A 19,378-nucleotide genomic window follows, 5' to 3' on the forward strand; every position below is an offset into this window, starting at 1 on the left:
ATCCCCGTCCGTTATTTGGCGGGGATCTCTTTATTAACGGTCACGTGCCGCTTGTAACTCTGCAATATTGAGCTTGCCCATTTTCATCATTGCCTGCATTACATTTTGAGCTCTTCTAGGATCAGGGTCGCCCATTAATTTACCCAAAGCATTGGGAACTATTTGCCAGGATACACCATATTTATCTTTAAGCCAACCGCATTGACTTTCCTTTCCACCATCAGCAGTAAGGGTATTCCATAAATGGTCAACTTCCTGCTGGGTTTCGCATTTTACAAAAAAAGAGATGGATTCATTAAACTTAAATATGGGGCCACCATCCAGTATCATAAATTCTACTCCATTTAGTTTAAAGGTACCTGTTAATACTTTGCCCGTCCTGCCAGGTACATCACCAGGTAAACGATGGGTATTAATAATTTCAGAATTTGGGAAAACTGAAGTGTAAAAGTTGATAGCCTCTTCTACCTTACCATCAAACCATAAAAATGGGGTGATCATTTGGGTACTATTTGCAATGGTAGTTGCCATAATCTAAGTGTTTACTGGTTAATAATTTAAGTAAAGTTAGGCAACACAGTGTTTACCCACAATGGCAAATAATGACAACATGAGGGGGCGAAGATGACAAAATAAGTTATCAGGAAAATGCTTAAATAGATATTTCTGATAACGTTACAATATTTATTTTTTCCAAACGGTCCAGTTATTGGTGGTATTGGTTTTAGCTTTGGTAGGTGGATATTTAAGCATTAAAGCTGCTTCCCTGTTACCGAGGGCTGCTGATTTGGCCCAATCGGCTTTGGCGGCCGCTTTATTATTCATGTTAAAATATACACGTCCCCTTTGAAAATAGGCATCGCCATTTGATGGGTTTAGTTCTATTCCTTTTGTAAGATCGGCTAGGGCAGAAGTGTTGTTTTTAAGATTAGCATTAGCATAACCACGCATTAAGTAAGCAAACGGAAGGTTTATGCCTGCTGCGATTGCTTTATCCAGATTAGGAATGGCTGCGCCTAAATTATTCATCTGCATGTTTACAACCCCACGATAATAGTAAGCATTGGCATCATCCGGATTTATAGCAATTGCCTTATTCAGATCGGTCAACGCGAGGGCATTTTGATTTAATTGCACCCTGGCAACAGCTCTATAATAATACGACCCTTCAAGGTCAGGTAATAATACCATTACCCGGCTAAAGTCATTTATTCCACCTGTTAAATCATTCAAATAAGATTTTGCCAATCCCCTGTCAAAATACGCCTCGCCGTAGTCATTTTTCAGGCCGATGGCTTTGTTGCAATTCTGGATGGCTTCATCAAATTCCCGGGTGTTCAACTTAACTTCGGCCATCATATAATATACTTCAGCATTATCCGGATTTAAAGCAATGGCCTTGGACAAATCGTCGCCTGCCGATCCATAATTACCGAGCTTAAAATTTGCCCGCGCTCTCGCCTGGTAGGCATCTGTGTTTTTAGGGTTTATACTTATTGCCTGGTTAAAGTCTGCTACGGCATCATTGTAATTGTTAAGCTCTCCTTTTTGAACGCCTCTATAATAATAGGCGAGGTCTTCCTTTGGATTTAACTCAATAACCTTTCCAAAGTCATCAATGGCCCCATAGTAATCTTTAAGATTGCCCTTAGCCATACCCCGGTCAAGATATGCCTCCGGAACTTTGTCGTTAAGTTTAATTGCTTGGTTTAAGTTTTCAAGTGCCGCTTTAAAATCTTGCAATCCGAGTTTTACATTTCCTATGTTGACTAAAGCGCTGACATTGTTGGGATCAAATTCAAGTACCTTATTAAAATCAGCCAAAGCGCCGTTAAAATCATTAAGTCTTGTCTTTGCGTTGCCCCTATTGGTATACGCCAATACACTTTTGGGATTTAATGAAATAGCATAATCACAATCGGCAATGGCGCCTTTAAAATCATTCAAATTGATTTTAGTATATGCCCTGTTTGAATAAGCGATATCATTGTTTGAATTTATGGAAATTTCTTTGGTGAAAATTTCTAATGCAGCTTTAAAGTCACCTTGCTGAATTTTAATAATCCCTTCATAGTTATAAGCCTCAACATTGTTTGGATTTAGCTCAGTTTCTTTGGTGAAATATTCCAGTGCGCCATTATAATCTTTGTTATTGTATAGCTCAAGCCCTTTTGTAACATAGAGATCATTGCTTTGAGCAAGGGATAAAAGAGGCAGCAGCAGGGTTGTTATAAGGTAAATAAGGTTTCTTTTCATTGTAATAAGTGTGCTCAAATATAAACTTCTTTGAAAGAAAACAAATTGGGAGCTTACAAATTAAGTATCAGCCATGAATATATTTTTTACTTTTTGTGGAATTTTTATCTTTATTGGAGATTAATTTTCAAAGTTTTGGCAACGGTACTATTCGTTTTTGAGATTATATTTATCTTAGGCCATTAAAATATATGAACAACCTACATCCTAATCAATTTAAAGCATTGCTTTTTTCAGTGCTTGTTTTTGCTCTTCAATCATGCGTAGTTACGCCTGGCCAATGGAAAAATGACATGATCAGCGCCAGTAAGCGTAATGATTTTCACAAATTAAATGAGGAGGCATTAAAATATTTAAAAGCCAATGATCAAACAGCTTTAAAAGCGCTCTTTTCGAAGGAAATGAATGGGGATAAGAATGAACGGAAAGTTGAGCTGATCAGTAACCGGCTAAATGATAATACTTATAAGTTGCTGGATGAGTACTATGTAGTACATAAATTAAAAGATACTGATATGGACACAGTGCGGGTAAAAGACGGAAGTGTAAACCGGTATGCCCTTATGTATCCATGTGAAGCCCAGGAGATGTATATGGCATATTTTATTCCTGAAAAACCTGCTAATAAATATATGCTCAGCCTGGTTTATGCCAAGCTTAATTATGGCTGGAAAATAGTTAAAATGGAAATGGAACCTTATACCATTGATGGGAAAACGGCTCCGGAGTTATTTAATCTGGCGAAAGAGGAGTATGCAAAAAAAGAAATTCAGGCTGCTCAAATTAATACAATGCTGGCAGTTACGTGTTTTAAGCCGGGTGCTTATTGGGAATATCCGGATGAGGTTGATGCCGATAAATTTTATACACAGGTACATGGGGAGGTTAACGCCAAATACCAGTATCCTTTGGTGCTGAGCCAATTGGCAACTGGGCCAATGATATTGCGCGTTTATAACAAAAATACCGATGATGGCTACAACAGCCCGGTTATTTACTACATGACCCATTTCGATTTGAAAGATACAACGGACGTGAAAAAAGAAAATTTAAAGGTGAGGCAAGTAGTTGCCAAACTGATGCCGGGTTTGGACGAGGGCAAAAAATATATTTTATACTCTGCGTTTAATAAACCGCCTGATGGCTATAATTCGATCGATCATTTTGATATGACGCAGAAGCTTAATTAAACTTTCTGCTATCCCGTATCAAAAATAGTATCTTTGCCGCCAGATAAAATATGGTAACAGGTACAACGGCAGCGGTTTGGGAAAAGGGCTATAATAATTACGGCCCCTGGCTTCGGGAGAAGTATAATGGGGCGCGCGTATTTAAGGTGATTGTTGATGGCGGTTTTACCTGCCCCAACCGCGATGGCTCCAAAGGCTACGGTGGCTGCACCTATTGCAATGTTGATTCTTTTACTCCTTCCGTATCGCGCAATAACCCATCTGTTCGTGAACAAGTAATACAGGGAGTTGAACGTGCCCGTAAGGGAAATAAGGCCGATAAGTTTATCATCTATTTTCAGCCTAATACTAATACCTATGCTCCGACGCATTACCTTAAAATGATGTATGACGAAGCATTAAGCTATCATACAGAAGATATCGTTGGCCTATCAATCGGTACCCGCCCTGATTGTATTGATGCCGAAAAAATAGCACTGTTAGAAAGCTATACCGACCGTTTTGATGTGGATCTGGAAATGGGAATGGAATCCATTTATAATGATACCCTTGCACAGATTAACAGAGGCTGCAGTCATGACGATCTGGTTAAAGCTTTGAAACTGGTTGAAAATAGCAAACTGGATATTTGTGTACATACCATTTTTGGGTTCCCCTGGGAAACACATGAAATGATGCTGAAATATGCCGATGAGATTAATCGCTTTAAACAGATAAAATTTGTAAAATTTCACCACCTTCACATTGTTGAGGGTTCAGTTATGGGAGTGAAGTATAAGCGTGAGCCGTTTAAGGTTTTTACGTTGGATGAATACGCCAACTTCCTGTGTGATTTTTTACCTCTTGTTCGCCCTGATATTGTAATACAGCGCCTTTTTGGTTTAAGTGACCTCGAATTGTTGATTGCTCCTAACTGGAAGCTTAAAAAATCGGAAATACAATATTATATTGATCAGAAAATACTGGAACGTGGTGTAGTTCAGGGATCGGCGTTGCGGTAAACCTTATTGGCTTAACTTTTGATTTTATTTTTTTTGTTTGGTAACAATTTACCTATATTGGGTAACATCAGCAAAAAAAAACTATCTTACAAATTAATTCTTAATCAATACCGTTTTGTCACAAAGGTCCCTACAAAATTATATCCCGGCATTAACGGGCGTTCGTGCACTTGCTGCTTACCTGGTATTTATATCCCACTTTTCTTATATTTTTGATGAAAATTTTCCCCACCTTGTTCAACGCTTTTTGGGTGAGTTCCACATTGGGGTAACTATTTTCTTTGTTTTATCGGGTTTTTTGATCACGTTTCGTTACTACAACAATTTTCATTTAACAAAAGACTGGTTTAAACAATACCTTAAAAACAGGGTAGCCCGCATTTACCCGATGTACTTTTTGCTAACCGTAGCAGCTTTTGTTTATTACTTTATAACAAAAGATCCAGCCATTACCAAAGGCACCGGTAATCCCGTAGCATTGTTGTTTTTAAATATAACCTTTGTACGCGGTTTCTTTTATCAGTTTTGGGATACTGGCATAGCCCAGGGATGGTCATTGACAGTTGAGGAATGCTTTTATTTTTCAGCCCCAATTGTATTTTTAATAGCTAAAAAATATAACAAATTTTATATTCAACCTGTAATCATAACATCATTCGGTATTCTGCTGGTGCTTATATTCAGGCATGTTAACTGGCATGGTTTCTTTGGTAATTTCACCTTCATGTTTCTGTTTACTTTTTTAGGAAGATGTTTCGAGTTTTTTGTAGGGATACAGCTTGCCCGTTACGTTATTAAAAAGGATTTTACACGTACCCATAAATTAAATTATACTTATACTGCCTTTATATTAATATTTGTTTGTGTATTGGTCATGGCTTTCCAACCTATTACCCCGCCTTGGGTAGCCGGCCTGGAAAGCCCAATTGGCATTATCACCAATAATTATGTGCTATGCATCGTTATTGCGTTTTTCTTTTACGGCCTCCTCACGGAGACAACCGTACTCAAAAAGATATTGGCTAATCCATTTGTTGAACTTCTAGGCAAAAGCTCGTATATATTTTATCTGATACATTTAGGATGGATGTATAACCTTTTACATAATGGTGTAAATCATCTCAATGATTATGTTTTTAATTTATACGATAAATGGGGAGTAAACTGGCATTCCCCTTTTGAGTATGATACGCTAAACCTTATTTATCTTTTCATCGTATTAAACGCCATCGCAGTAGGTTTATTTAAACTTATTGAGGAACCGTTAAATCATTACATACGTAAATCAGATTTTTTGATTAAGTATCAACCCCGCCCTAAGGGGATAACTGATTAACGGCTTCCTGGTAAAAACGACTTAACACCCTAAATGAAACGGACTATTGTTACGGCCCTGTGCTTATTGATTTTTATTGCTCTAATTTTTCCGGTTAAAACATTTGCCGGTTTCCCCATCGGTAAATATCGTGACATTGTAGTCCCCTCATTTTCATATTATACCCAAACAGACCGGTATGATATTAATGGCAATATTGTAAAGGGCCAACCGGGTGCACGCTTTTCATCTTACTCAACCAGTTTGTTTTTTGGCTACGGTATAACCCGCCGGCTCGATTTTATTGTTAATGTTCCATTTGTATACCAGGTAAACAACCTTGGCAAAGGTAATACGGTTACCAGCCAGGGTTTGGGCGATCTGGTGGCCGGTTTAAGTTATAACCTGGTGAATTTTAATTATAAACAATATTTATCAGTACAGGCATCGGGTGTAATTCCTTTATACAGCAGCAATAATGGAACCTCATCACTAGGCCTGGGCGATTACGGCAGCGAAATTAAGCTGATGTATTGCGGCAGCCTGCTTGGCAAAGGTTATTTTAATACGGAACTGGCATACCGCCGGTATTTTGACTTGCAGGGGCCTAACCAGTTTAGTTATCTTTTAACGATGGGCTACGCGGTTTCCAAACACAATCAAATAAGTGTTGATCTTTATCTATTCCGCTCATTTAGTGAAGATAAAGCATTCAACAGTAATATTTATGCCGAAAGGGATTACGCTTTCTTTAAGCCCCAGCTAAATTTCGGACATCAGTTTACCCGCAGGTTTTCGACTTTTATTGGTGGCTATTATGTGCCCTATGGTATAAATACAGGGGTAGGGTATGGTGGATCTCTAATTGCAGTTATTAAATTATAAATGATGAAAAAAGTTAATTGCCTGTTGTTTTTTAGTGTGATGATATGCCTTGCATCGGTATTAAAAGTAAGTGCAGCTATTCAGCAACAAGGAAAACCGCCGACAGAAGAAACCGCCGATATAATTCTGAACCCGGCGCCTCAGCGTAAAAATGCAATTTTTAAGAACAATGAAACGGTATCTTATAAATTGCAGATCCACAATAACACCAAGGATCATCAAAATGGCAGAATATCCTACCTGGTTACAACAGACGAAGGTGAAAAAGTAGCGGCAGACACGGTGCATCTGGCTTTACACGGAAAAGCTTCAAAAGAGATTGATATTAAAGTACCTTCTACGCCAACCGGTTTTTACCGTATCAATTTTATGGTGAATACTGCCAATTATGATGATACAGTGAGAAGGGTGTTCGGTGTATCGCCCGAAAACATAAACTCAACCTTGCATAGACCTGCTGATTTTGATGCTTTTTGGAAGCAGAGTAAAATAGACCTGGAAAAAGTAAAACCCCAGTACAAAGTATTGGAGCGGCCGGAACTTTCCACAAAAGATAAGAAAGTGTATACTGTAGAGATGCGATCATATGGAAACATATTGATCCGCGGATGGCTGGTAATACCAAGAGATGGTAAGAAGTTTCCGGTACATTATCGTATGCCTGGTTATGTAGTATCATTAAAGCCTAATATGGGTAGTGATGATTTTATTTCTTTCGACCTTAATGTACGCGGAAATGGTAACAGTAAGGACGTTATTGATATTGGGACCGATAACTATTGCCTGGTAAATATTGAAGATAAGAACAAATATATTTATCGCGGGGTATACATGGACTGTATCCGCGGACTCGACTTTTTATACTCGCATGCCAACCTGGGTATTGATACCTCTAAAATTATTGCTGAGGGCGGAAGTCAGGGAGGAGCACTGGCCTTGATTACGACAGCTTTAGATAGCCGGGTAAAAGTTTTAACCATGCAGGTGCCTTTATATGCTGATATTCATGATGATATGAAGGTGTCAGCTTCGTATGAAAAACAGGTTTTCCCTTTTAACATATTTAGATTGTATAACGCCCAGCATCCGGGTTTTACCTGGGATAAGTTTTTCCAGACGTTTGATTATTATGACCCGCAAAATTTTGCGCCTATGATAAAATGCCCGGTGCTGATGGGGATTGGTTTGCTGGATAGGTATTGCCCTCCGCGTTGCAGTATGGCTTTATTTAACCATATAGGCAGCACCGATAAAGAGTTTGTATGCGTACCTAATACTGCCCACGAAGTGAATTTAAACTATTTCATGTTCCAAAATTTGTGGCTGCGGGAGAAATTCAGGATTCCATAATCTAAACTTAAAGTTAATAATTGTATAATTATTGACTTTTTTTTCTTTTTAATGTCTTAAATTTATACTAATAAATAAACCTGTATTCGCAGTGGGTTATTATATTGCTATTTAAGTAAACCAAAAGCTCCATATTTCCGTAGAAAGGTTAAATGATGAGATAAATTTCGGCACGGTAATAGCCATAAAATATGGTAAGTTTAATTTCCGGTGGGCCAGATCACGAATCACTTAGCCAATTTATGGGCGATAAGTTAGGATGCTGGCTTGATTTGCTTAATTTTATAATTTAATATGATGAGCGTTCCAAGTAAAATTTTAGTGGTATTTTTCCTGTTGTTACTGGTATCAGCAACAAAAACGGTATTTGCACAAGGAGATGATAAAGAAGGTTCTGTAAGCGCCATTATTACCCCACACAGCAGCGATGGTATATTTAGTTCAACAGCTTCATATACTTTTGAAGTAAAAAATGGTTCGGACACTCGTGAAGTGGGTAAGGTATCTTATCTGGTAACTACCGAGGCTGGGAAAAAAGTTAAGGCAGATTCTGTAAAAGTTAATATCGGAAGAAAAAGTTCAGAATCATATAATTTTGAGATTCCGATTGATAAACCAGGATTTTACAAAATAAATTTCATGGTAAACGTATCAGATTATGATGATACAACACGTAAAGCGTTCGGTATAAAACCTGAGCAGATTAGGTCGCAATATGCAAAACCTACAGATTTTGATGCTTTTTGGCAAAATACCCGAAAGGAGCTTGACAATGTACCACCGGAATTTAAAATGACCGAACTGGTTGATTCCAATAAAAATGGGCACAGGGTATTTCTGGTAGAGATGAAATCGTTAGGAGGTTTTACTATTCGCGGGTACCTGACAGAGCCAATTGTTAAAAATAAAAACAGAAAATTTGTAGTGTTACTCGGTCTTCCGGGATACCAGGTAGCCTTGGGACCCATGATGGGAAGCGATCCGGACATTGCTATGTTCACTTTGAATATAAGAGGATCAGGCAATAGTAAGGATGTGATTAATGTGCGAAGAGATAGTTACATATTACTCAATTTAGAGGATAAGAATAAATACATTCTGCGCGGCGCAATAATGGATTGTATACGAGCCGTTGATTTTATTTACAGCAGACCTGAACTGAGGCATGAGAACATAATAGTGGCTGGCGGTAGCTTGGGTGGATATTTAACAGTTGCGCTATCTTCATTGGATAAACGTATAAATTTTTGTTCGGCAGCAAATCCTATATTAAGTGATGTGCGCAATATGGAACATGAAGTTGACTGGCCGATTAATGATATTCACAAATATGTGAACACCCGACCTGGTTTAACCATGGACAAAGTATACAATAATCTTGATTATTTTGATGCCAAAAACTTTGCAACAAATTTAACATGCCCAACTCTGGTAGGTTTAGGTTTGGTTGATAATATAGCACCGCCAGATCACGTATACGTACTTTATAATAATATTACCAAGGTCCCAAAACATATAATTATATTCCGTGATCTTGCGCATGAGATTGGAAAAAAATATAATATTTATGAGGGCCGCTGGATGCGCGATCAGTTTGCAATGTTTTAAAATAAAATATAAATCATGAGCCTATTTAAAACCTTTACACGATTTTCATTTTTTTTGTTGATACTTTTAACTGCATCGAAGACGGTGGTTTTTGCTGACGGTGGTTTTCCTGTCCGCCCGGGACGTTTGTTGATTGCACCTTCAGCAAGTTATTTCTTTTCAAATACGCAGTGGGACTCAACAGGAGTAAAAAAGTCATTTCCCAATTCAGGAAAATACACCTCCGTTGGGATAACTTTGTATGCTGAATATGGTATTAGCCGGCGTTTTGCTGCAATTGTATCATTGCCATATGTATATAATACCTATACCCAAAATATAGCTCCCCGCACTACCGTTACTTCGGGATTAACTGACCTGGAAACTGGTTTGCGTTACTACCTTTTCAATATTGATTTTGTTTATTATTTTTCTTTGCAGGGAACGGCTATTACACCTACTTATTCAAACAATCCTAATTTAGGGTATGGAGAAGAAGGTGGAGAATTAAAACTGGCTTTTTCAGGAACTGGTAGTTTATTCGGCAAAAGCACTTATTTTAATGCTTCTGATGGTGTAAGGCAGTATTTTGGTAACAATGGCCCTATACAAAACAGGTATACCGGTACTTTCGGAATAACACTTGATGATGAGTTTAAAAACCAGATATCCGTATCTTTAAGCGGAATAAATTCATTTAGTGATGATAAAAAGTTTATTTCCGGTATCCCAGAAACCAACAGAAACTATTCATTTATACAAGCTTCACTAAGCTACGGATATTCATTTACCAGAGAGCTTGCCTTGTATGCAACCGGTGGTGAATTTTTAACAGGCAGAAATACCAGCGATGGTACTATATTTTCGTTAGCGCTTATTTACAGGCTTGATTACAGATAGACCTTGAGAGAAACTAAGGCCAAAAGATGAATGAGATGTTTATAATGGCATCTTATTCATCTTTTTCTATTTATATTAAAACTCCCCGAATAGTTCTTTAATTGCCTTTTCGCGGTAACTGAATATTTTTTTGATTTGGTTCTCAACTAAAATGGTGTTAGCGATGCGGCCAATTATTCCATAGGGTATGGCATAATTTAAAATATCATTCATCAGCATACCACCTGTTATGGATTTAAAATGATGTTGGTGGTGCCATAGAGCGTACGGCCCAAAGCGTTGTTCATCTACAAAATATTCACCCTCTTTCACGTGAGTAATTTCTGTCATCCAATTCATTTTGATACCTAATACAGGGGAAACTATGTAGGTTATGATCATACCTGGATACATTTTAGTATCGGCTGTATAATCAGATGTAACCACAAAATTCATCTCTTTGGGGGTAATCTTCGCCAGGTTTAAGGGTGAAGAAAAGAAATTCCAGGCATCTTCTAAACTAATAGGAATGGCTTGTTCGGTTTTTAGCGTGTATGTTTTCACAGGATAAGCTACGGTATTAAGAAAGTTATGGTTTTATTTATAACTGGTATATTCAATCAGTAAGTCCCATCCGCATCTGAACTAAAAGTTTTGAAAATCCCACTTTCTCATAAGCCCTTACTGCCGGCGTATTTTCATCATACACTTCCAGGTGCAGCTCCATTATTCCCCGTTGTTTGCTCCATAAAGCTAATCCGTCCAAAATCATTTTATTTACCCCTTTGCCGCGGTATTCGGGTTTTACATACATAAACCCCAAGTAGGCGTGTTTAGGATGTTTTAAATATATTTTTGAGTCCTCAATACGTGCGTACCCGCTTGCAATCAATTCGCCAGCTTTTTCGGCCACTAATACTTCAACATGATCCGCAATAATCATTTGGGCAATATCGTAATAATGGATCTCCCCATCTTTTAAAGTAACATCAAAAGGGCGCTCAGCTTTAATTATCCCCTGCTCAAACTCCAGCAATATATTCAAATCGCTTATAGCCGCTTTCCTAATAATAATTTGCTCCATAAACTAAAGCTCATTGGTTGCTATTGGCAAATCCCTGCGTGACCACTCGCTCCATGAACCTACGTACAATTTTGGTCCTTCAATTCCGGCATAAGCCATTCCTAAAAGGGTGTGGCAGGCTGTAACACCCGATCCGCAATGTACAATTACCTGGTCATAAGGTATGCCGTTAATTGCTTCGTCGTAAGCCTTGCGTAAAGCATCGGGAAGTAAATATTTACCGGAGGCATCCATGTTTGAAATATAAGGCAGGTTTATTGCTCCTGGTATGTGACCAGCAATCAAATCAATAGGTTCTGTTTGGCCAAGGTATCTCGGTGTTTCACGAACATCAATCACAACTTTCTCATTGCTTTGGGCTACTTTTCCTGCTTCTTCAATATCAACGGTTCCTGCATAGTTACCTGTAACCTGATAAGGCTTTACTGGAGTGGGGTTATATAGTTCGGTACTTAGTGAAATGCCTGCGTCTGTTGCCGCCTTTAAGCCGCCATTTAAAACCCGCACATTTTTGTGGCCAATGGCCTTCAGCATCCACCAAAGTCTGGCTGCGCTCATGGCTGCCGATTTATCATCATATACAATAACATGGCTTTCCGGGTTTATTCCCCAGTTACCTAATAAAGCAGCAAAATCATTTATTGGAGGTAAGGGATGCCTGCCACCAATGGATGCATCGGTAACTTTTGCGGCAAGGTGTTTATCCAAATCGGCGTAAACAGCATTTTTTAAATGCCCTGAAAGATAACGCTGGTAAGAATCCTGACCGCCGCGGGCATCGATAACAATAGTATTAGGGCCGTTAAAGGCCGGATCATTTATTTCAATTATTGGTGACATAGCTATATTGATAGAATATCAAATATAGACACTGTTCACCTGATTTTGGTAAACTATTGTACCATTTTATTGGCGCAATAAGAACTTGCAAAAGCCTCAGGTTTTGCTTTAAATACAAAGCCCATGCTTAAAATATAACCCATAGCCTCGTGTAGTGCCTGGTTGGATTTAAACATAGGGTTGGTGTTAATGTCGGCATGTACTTCCAGATCAACATCATACAGATCAAGTAAATCGCAAAGCTTATAGGCAGTGTCGATAGATTTCTGCACCTCTGTCAGCATTCTTTCTTTGATGCTCATTTTTTGGGATGTACGTTCCTGATGGATAAACATGAACCCTCCCCGTTGTTCACGCAAAAACACTATAACCGTAGCAAAATCGGTTACATTGCCTTTTACCTGTGAATCGGTTCCGATACATACTTTAAGCTTGTTCCCCAGTGCTGTTTCCCTTTCAATTGCCTTTTCTACGGCCTCAATAATGGGCGATTGGATAACTTCGCCGCTAAATTTTCTCCAGGTCATAAATTTATTTTTAAGGTTAAATTTGTCCTGACCTTTTTAGGGTCTATAAAAATAAGCGATAAGGTTTCATATTAACGTAAACAAGATATGATTTATTTGTTAACATTTTACTGAATATTAACAAGTTATCGGATTTGAATATAAATTTAACGTTTAGATTTTAAATATATACTTTGTGTGAATTGCCTGCGTTTTATGTATCTCAAAATTTTTTCATTGAGCCTGCTATCAATTTGATGTAAAGCGATTTCCACCCTTTACATCAGTTTTTTAGTTATTATTATAAATTGATAAGGAATTTCTATTGAGGTAATAAAATTAACTTTTGTTTTAGTGCTCACAGCGTTCATATGTTCATTTTTGAATGCTTCTTTAATGCTGGATGTAAATATTATGCAAGCATAGTATTTTGCAAGGTTTATTTTGGTTAATTTTGATCTTTACCAATTATATCCGTTCCCATGGAAAGTATTGCCCCATATCATTCAAAGTACAAGATCCGTTTTGTTACCGCCGCTTCGTTGTTCGATGGGCATGATGCTACCATTAATATTATGCGGCGTATACTGCAATCATCAGGGGCGGAGGTAATCCATTTGGGTCATAACCGCTCAGTTGATGAGGTGGTGAACTGCGCTATACAGGAAGATGTACAAGGCATTGCTTTAACCAGCTACCAGGGTGGCCACATGGAATACTTTAAATACATGCACGATTTGCTGAAGGAGCGTGGGGCAGGGCATATTAAAATATTTGGTGGTGGTGGTGGTGTGTTTTTACCTGATGAAATTAAAGAGCTGCATCAATACGGTATTGCGCGGATTTATTCGCCTGATGATGGCCGAACCATGGGTTTACAGGGGATGATTAATGATATGCTGCAACAATGCGACTTTCAGCATAAAATAAAATTGAACGGCGAGATTAAACATCTGCCCGAAAAAGATATTAAATCTATAGCTGAAGCCATTAGCGTAGTAGAAAACTACCCTGCTGAGGTTAGCGGATTCATGGCTGATGTGCACCGGATTATAAAAAGCAGTCATGTACCGGTTTTGGGCATTACAGGTACCGGTGGCTCAGGTAAATCATCATTGGTTGATGAGATAGTGCGCCGTTTTTTGATGGATACAGATAAAACGTTGGCAATTATATCGGTAGATCCATCTAAACGCAAAACGGGAGGTGCTTTGCTAGGCGATAGGATCAGGATGAATGCGATTAATAGTCCGAGAGTTTATATGCGTTCACTAGCTACACGGCAAGCTAACCTGGCGCTTTCTAAACACGTACAGGAGAGTATTGATATCTGCAAAGCCGCGGGTTATGATTTTATTATTGTAGAAACATCAGGCATCGGCCAGTCAGATACAATGATTACCGATTACTGTGACCTTTCGCTTTATGTAATGACCCCGGAGTTTGGGGCAGCCACCCAGTTGGAGAAAATAGATATGTTGGATTTTGCTGACCTGGTTGCCTTAAATAAATTTGATAAACGCGGTGCACTGGATGCTTTAAGAGATGTACGTAAACAATATAAGCGCAATCATCAGTTATTTGCTGCAAAGGATGAGGATATTCCGGTATATGGGACGATGGCATCTCAGTTCAATGATCCGGGTATGAATACCCTTTTTGCCGAACTGATGAAAGCTGTTAAGGCTAAAACCGATGTGGATTTTATCGGTGCAAAACAAACAAATCACGACCTGCAGGAAGAATCAGAAAAGATATACATTATTCCGCCCGACAGGATCAGGTACCTTGCTGAGATAGTAGAAAGCAGTCAGGCCTATAAACAATGGGTAAATGAACAATGCAAAATTGCACAGCAGTTATACCAGGTAAAGGGTGTGATGGAATTAATGGCGGAAAATGGAACACAGGATATTACATCATTACAAAACATAAAGGAACATCTGGAACAACATCTGCACCCCGACTGTAAACGCCAGCTCAAGCAATGGCCAGAGACTGTTAAACAATATACCGCTGAAAACTTTATTTATAAGGTGCGTGATAAAGAGATTAAACAACCGCTTTATTATACCTCCTTATCGCAATTAAAGATTCCTAAAATAGCTTTGCCTAAATACGAAGCCTGGGGCGATGTGCTCCGCTGGTTGCTTACCGAAAACTTACCGGGCGAATTCCCTTATGCTGCGGGTGTATTCCCGCTAAAGCGTGAGGGTGAAGATCCAACCCGAATGTTTGCCGGAGAAGGTGGACCGGAGCGGACAAATAAGCGGTTTCATTATGTTTCATTAGGGCAGCCTGCACACCGGTTATCAACCGCATTTGATTCAGTAACATTGTATGGTGAAGACCCGCATGTGAGGCCTGATATTTATGGCAAGATAGGCAACTCGGGAGTAAGTATTGCTACTTTGGATGATGCCAAAAAGTTGTATTCAGGTTTTGACCTTTGTAGCTCCTCTACTTCAGTATCCATGACCATCAATGGCCCGGCACCCATGCTGCTTGGCTTCTTTATGAATGCTGCGATTGATCAACAATGTGAAAAATACATCATAAAACATCAGCTGGAACATTTGGTAGAAGCAAAGTTTAAGGAGTTGTATGATGATAAAAACATAGCCCGGCCTCATTATGACGGTGCTTTACCGAATGGTAGTAGTGGTCTCGGTCTAATCCTATTGGGCCTCACCGGCGACCAGGTGTTACCTGCCGAAGAATATGAAAAGATAAAAGACGATGCCATAGCCAAAGTGCGAGGTACGGTGCAGGCCGATATTTTGAAAGAAGACCAGGCCCAAAATACCTGCATTTTCTCTACAGAATTTGCCCTGCGGATGATGGGTGATATTCAGCAGTATTTTATTAATAACAAGGTACAGAACTTTTATTCGGTATCCATATCCGGCTATCATATTGCAGAAGCAGGTGCTAACCCGGTTACACAGCTGGCTTTTACCTTATCTAATGGTTTTACTTATGTAGAGTATTACTTGAGCCGGGGAATGCACATTGATGACTTTGCACCTAATTTGTCATTCTTTTTCTCCAATGGTATTGATCCGGAGTATTCGGTAATTGGTCGTGTAGCGAGGAGGATATGGGCAAAGGCTATCAAAAACAAATATAAAGGGAATGATCGCTCACAAAAACTGAAATATCATATCCAAACCAGTGGTCGGTCATTACATGCACAAGAGATTGATTTCAATGATATCCGAACCACCTTGCAGGCTTTGTATGCTATTTATGATAATTGCAACTCCTTGCACACCAATGCCTACGATGAAGCCATAACCACCCCAACAGAAGAATCAGTGCGCCGGGCAATGGCTATTCAATTGATTATTAACCGTGAATTGGGATTGGCCAAGAATGAAAACCCGATACAGGGCGCATTTATTATTGAAGAATTAACTGATTTGGTAGAAGAAGCTGTATTGGCCGAATTTAAAGCTATAAACGACCGTGGTGGTGTTTTAGGGGCGATGGAAACCATGTACCAACGCAGTAAGATACAGGAAGAATCACTTTATTATGAAACCCTGAAACATAATGGCGAGTATCCGATTGTGGGTGTAAATACTTTCCTCAATAAAAAAGGTTCCCCAACGGTAGTACCATCAGAAGTGATCAGAGCAACAGAAGAAGAAAAACAATTTCAGATACAGGCATTGCATGAATTTCAACGCAGGAATAAGGAAATAATACCTCAATTATTGAAGGATCTTCAGCACGTTGCAATTAGTGGCGGAAATATTTTTGGCAGCCTTATGGAGGCCTGTAAATATTGTTCATTAGGGCAAATCTCACATGCTTTGTACGAGGTAGGGGGGCAGTATAGAAGGAATATGTAGGATTTTAATTGTATTCAAATCAACAAAATCCTTTATTTTGCAGCATGCCATCTGAAATAATAGAAGATAAAACTTTTACTAAAATTACTGCTGAAACTCTTTCAGGATATAATAATACTTATGAAAATTGCAGCTTTAGAAACAGCGATCTTTCCTATGCCGATTTTTCATCTATAACTTTTGTTAATTGCAAGTTTCAGGGTTGTAATTTAACGCTGATCCGTTTATCAGATACGGGTTTGCAGGATATTCATTTCAAAGATTGTAAGTTAAGCGGGGCAGATTTTAGTAAAAGTCGCGATTTTTTATTTGAGGTAAACTTTGAGGCTTGCATACTGGATAATGGCATCTTCTATAAAAAGAAAAATAAGGGCGCTAAGTTTACAGATTGCTCCATGATAGAAGCAGACTTTACAGAGGCAGATTTGACCGATGTTGTATTTGTAAATTGCAACCTGAACCGGGCTTTCTTTAGCCGAACCATTTTGAAAAATGCAGACTTGCGGACATCCTACAATTATACCATCGATCCTGATACCAATATGCTTAAAAAAGCCAGGTTCTCCGTACATGGTTTACCTGGGCTTTTGGCTAAATATGATATCAGGATTGAGGGATAAATTTATTTCACCTTATGAAAATCCAAATCCTGAAAATCAAAACTGAAATCAGTTAATGGTGATACCGGTTTTAGCTTGATTTCTGTTGGTTTTCCGTTCTCATCAGGCGAGAACATGGCAAAAGCATCTGCTTCCATACTCCTATAATTCCATCTGATAACAAATGTATTATCAATATAAGGAAATACCTGTCCGGTCAATTTGGGAGATCGTTTACAGGTTATCCATAACTGCCCATCCTTTAAGCTGATAACAGCATCGCCAAGCCAATTATCATGATAGGTTCCGGTATAAGGTGTTAAATCTGTTTTTGTAGCATCAAGTTTCCGGGCAGCTACTTGTTTCCATACGGCAGAGGTTACCTTATCAGCATTATCACGACTGGCTTTTACGTTATCGGCATAAATCTTTACCCAGTCTCTACCGTTTACGCCCAGGTAGCTGTCTTTAATCTGGTTGGTAACTGCGCTAAACGCTGCGCCCGATTGCTGGTTAGTTAATACAATAATTGCCAGCTTTAATTCAGGCAGCATGGTTATTTTGGTTACCATGCCATCAATGCCACCGGTATGATTTACTTCTTTATAGCCATTTACATCCGACAAAACAAAACCTAATCCGTAAGCGGTGAAATGCGTATGATAAGAGTTTTTTGCAGGAGTCGGGATAATGGTTTGCGGCGACCACATTTCCTGGTGAATGGCTTCACTAAACAGATTTGAGCTATCGCCATATTTACCATTGTTCATATGTACAATCACCCATTTACTTAAATCTGCGACGCTCGAATAAACCCCGGCTGCTGCATCTCCGGTACCTGCAATAAAGCGTGGAATAACCACTACTTTACCATCTACCGGCGAATGTGCATCCACTACATTGCTATGATCTTTTAGCCTTTGGTAAGCTGCCACACTATTGTCCATATGAAGTGGCTTCATAATACGGGTTTCTACAAAATCTTCCCAGCTCATGCCCGATACTCTTTTAACTATCTCGCCGGCAACTTTATATAATTGGTTGTCATAATCATATTTACTTCTGAAGCTGGATACCGGCTTCAGATAACGCAGGTTATGAATCACATCTCCCATGGTAAAATTGGTCGAATCGGGCCAGTCCATCAGGTCACCCGCACCAAGGCCCAGTCCGCTACGGTGGGTAAGCAGATCCCTTATGGTAAATTCAGCAGTAACGTATGGGTCATACATTTTAAACTCCGGGATATAATCCGTCACCTTATCATCTAATTTTAGTTTGCCCTCATAGGCTAGAATTCCTAATGCGGCAACGGTAAAAGCCTTACTGTTAGAAGCTATACCGAACAAAGTATTTTCATTAACTTTTTTACCTGTATTTAATGATCGCACGCCATAGCCTTTTTCGTATACAATCTTATCATCTTTTACTATCGCCACGGCAATACCGGGTACATCAAAAGTTTTTAATGTCCGTTCAACCAGCCGGTCAACAGAATCGGGTGTAATTGCTTGTGAATAAGCATTTATACCGGGTGTTAGTAGATAAAAAGAAACGAGTATTACCTTGAATTTTTGAGAGAGGAAAAATGAATGAGATTGCATAATGAGTAATCAGTTACAGAGGCTAAACATACTAATTGCCCGGCTGATTTCAAAAAAGCAAAAGTCTGTATTATAATGGTGATGATTTGAAGTAGCAATGGGTTTTTAAAACTAGTAGCTATATGGCATCCGAAAGGAGTTTTAAAAAGTCCTCCGCTTTAATTACCCCTTCAATTTTGCCTTTTATCTCGATAGCTATACCCTCCATATTTTTGTGCAATCGTAATCTCCCACCAAACATTGTTTTTTCATCAGATGTGATAAAGCGCTGGAGCTTCCCGAAGCCTTCTTTGCGGCAAACGTTTTCCACGCCATCTTTATAAACTATTAAGCGGGCTTTATTATCGCAATTTTCAACTACAAGTTGAAGGTCATCGGTAATGGTTATGGATTTCATTTTAAATTCATAAAGTACTTATAATTAG

Annotated in this window: 17 protein-coding genes; 9 read left to right on the forward strand and 8 right to left on the reverse strand. The window is 38.9% G+C overall.

All coding sequences use genetic code 11. From position 1 onward, the window contains the following. Positions 1–33 precede the first annotated feature (33 nt). Positions 34–531 (reverse strand): VOC family protein, encoded by a 498-nt coding sequence (locus JN11_RS00070; RefSeq protein WP_144908423.1) that lies wholly within the window; start codon positions 529–531, stop codon positions 34–36. Positions 532–684: 153 nt separating this feature from the next. Beyond that, the gene (locus JN11_RS00075) at positions 685–2,256 is read right to left on the reverse strand and encodes a tetratricopeptide repeat protein (protein ID WP_144908425.1); all 1,572 of its coding nucleotides are present in this window, start codon (positions 2,254–2,256) and stop codon (positions 685–687) included. A gap of 191 nt (positions 2,257–2,447) precedes the next feature. On the opposite strand from JN11_RS00075, the gene JN11_RS00080 reads away from it, so the two are divergent. The 7 genes from JN11_RS00080 (at position 2,448) to JN11_RS00110 (ending at position 10,484) form a co-directional block, all read left to right on the forward strand. Further along, complete coding sequence (locus tag JN11_RS00080; RefSeq protein WP_144908427.1) at positions 2,448–3,446, forward strand: hypothetical protein; 999 nt, start codon at positions 2,448–2,450, stop codon at positions 3,444–3,446. A gap of 50 nt (positions 3,447–3,496) precedes the next feature. Further along, positions 3,497–4,447 carry a TIGR01212 family radical SAM protein gene (locus JN11_RS00085; RefSeq protein WP_144908429.1) on the forward strand — a complete coding sequence of 317 codons (951 nt, stop codon included), beginning with the start codon at positions 3,497–3,499 and terminating at the stop codon, positions 4,445–4,447. A gap of 115 nt (positions 4,448–4,562) precedes the next feature. Continuing rightward, on the forward strand, positions 4,563–5,783 hold the full coding sequence (locus JN11_RS00090; protein WP_170227663.1) for an acyltransferase family protein: 1,221 nt from the start codon (positions 4,563–4,565) through the stop codon (positions 5,781–5,783). 33 nt (positions 5,784–5,816) lie between these two features. Next, positions 5,817–6,647, forward strand: coding sequence for a hypothetical protein (locus JN11_RS00095; RefSeq protein WP_144908432.1), 831 nt, complete (start codon positions 5,817–5,819; stop codon positions 6,645–6,647). After that, complete coding sequence (locus JN11_RS00100) at positions 6,648–7,997, forward strand: acetylxylan esterase (protein ID WP_144908434.1); 1,350 nt, start codon at positions 6,648–6,650, stop codon at positions 7,995–7,997. 294 nt (positions 7,998–8,291) lie between these two features. Then, positions 8,292–9,605 (forward strand): acetylxylan esterase, encoded by a 1,314-nt coding sequence (locus JN11_RS00105; protein ID WP_144908436.1) that lies wholly within the window; start codon positions 8,292–8,294, stop codon positions 9,603–9,605. A gap of 15 nt (positions 9,606–9,620) precedes the next feature. Continuing rightward, positions 9,621–10,484 (forward strand): hypothetical protein, encoded by an 864-nt coding sequence (locus JN11_RS00110; RefSeq protein ID WP_144908438.1) that lies wholly within the window; start codon positions 9,621–9,623, stop codon positions 10,482–10,484. A gap of 75 nt (positions 10,485–10,559) precedes the next feature. Here JN11_RS00110 and JN11_RS00115 read toward each other — a convergent pair whose 3' ends face one another. The 4 genes from JN11_RS00115 to JN11_RS00130 are packed head-to-tail and all read right to left on the reverse strand — an operon-like array spanning position 10,560 to position 12,914. Further along, on the reverse strand, positions 10,560–11,027 hold the full coding sequence (locus JN11_RS00115; RefSeq protein WP_144908440.1) for an SRPBCC family protein: 468 nt from the start codon (positions 11,025–11,027) through the stop codon (positions 10,560–10,562). A 52-nt stretch (positions 11,028–11,079) separates the two neighbouring features. Then, a complete protein-coding gene (locus JN11_RS00120; RefSeq protein WP_144908441.1) occupies positions 11,080–11,547 on the reverse strand; it encodes a GNAT family N-acetyltransferase in 468 nt (155 codons plus the stop codon). Positions 11,548–11,550: 3 nt separating this feature from the next. Beyond that, positions 11,551–12,387: a sulfurtransferase gene (locus JN11_RS00125; protein WP_144908443.1), complete on the reverse strand. Its 837-nt coding sequence runs from the start codon at positions 12,385–12,387 to the stop codon at positions 11,551–11,553. Between the two features lie 53 nt (positions 12,388–12,440). Beyond that, positions 12,441–12,914 carry a ribonuclease H-like YkuK family protein gene (locus JN11_RS00130; protein WP_144908445.1) on the reverse strand — a complete coding sequence of 158 codons (474 nt, stop codon included), beginning with the start codon at positions 12,912–12,914 and terminating at the stop codon, positions 12,441–12,443. A gap of 461 nt (positions 12,915–13,375) precedes the next feature. On the opposite strand from JN11_RS00130, the gene JN11_RS00135 reads away from it, so the two are divergent. Both JN11_RS00135 and JN11_RS00140 read left to right on the forward strand, forming a co-directional pair. Then, positions 13,376–16,750 (forward strand): methylmalonyl-CoA mutase family protein, encoded by a 3,375-nt coding sequence (locus JN11_RS00135; RefSeq protein WP_144908447.1) that lies wholly within the window; start codon positions 13,376–13,378, stop codon positions 16,748–16,750. Between the two features lie 44 nt (positions 16,751–16,794). Next, on the forward strand, positions 16,795–17,370 hold the full coding sequence (locus JN11_RS00140; RefSeq protein ID WP_144908449.1) for a pentapeptide repeat-containing protein: 576 nt from the start codon (positions 16,795–16,797) through the stop codon (positions 17,368–17,370). A 2-nt stretch (positions 17,371–17,372) separates the two neighbouring features. Here JN11_RS00140 and JN11_RS00145 read toward each other — a convergent pair whose 3' ends face one another. Next, positions 17,373–18,953, reverse strand: coding sequence for a serine hydrolase (locus tag JN11_RS00145; protein ID WP_144908451.1), 1,581 nt, complete (start codon positions 18,951–18,953; stop codon positions 17,373–17,375). 118 nt (positions 18,954–19,071) lie between these two features. Then, entirely contained in the window at positions 19,072–19,350 is a 279-nt protein-coding gene (locus JN11_RS00150; protein WP_144908453.1) for a hypothetical protein, read from the reverse strand. Between the last annotated feature and the right edge of the window lie 28 nt (positions 19,351–19,378).

Origin of the sequence: Mucilaginibacter frigoritolerans, assembly GCF_007830615.1 — a bacterium.
Classification (GTDB): Bacteria; Bacteroidota; Bacteroidia; order Sphingobacteriales; family Sphingobacteriaceae; genus Mucilaginibacter; species Mucilaginibacter frigoritolerans.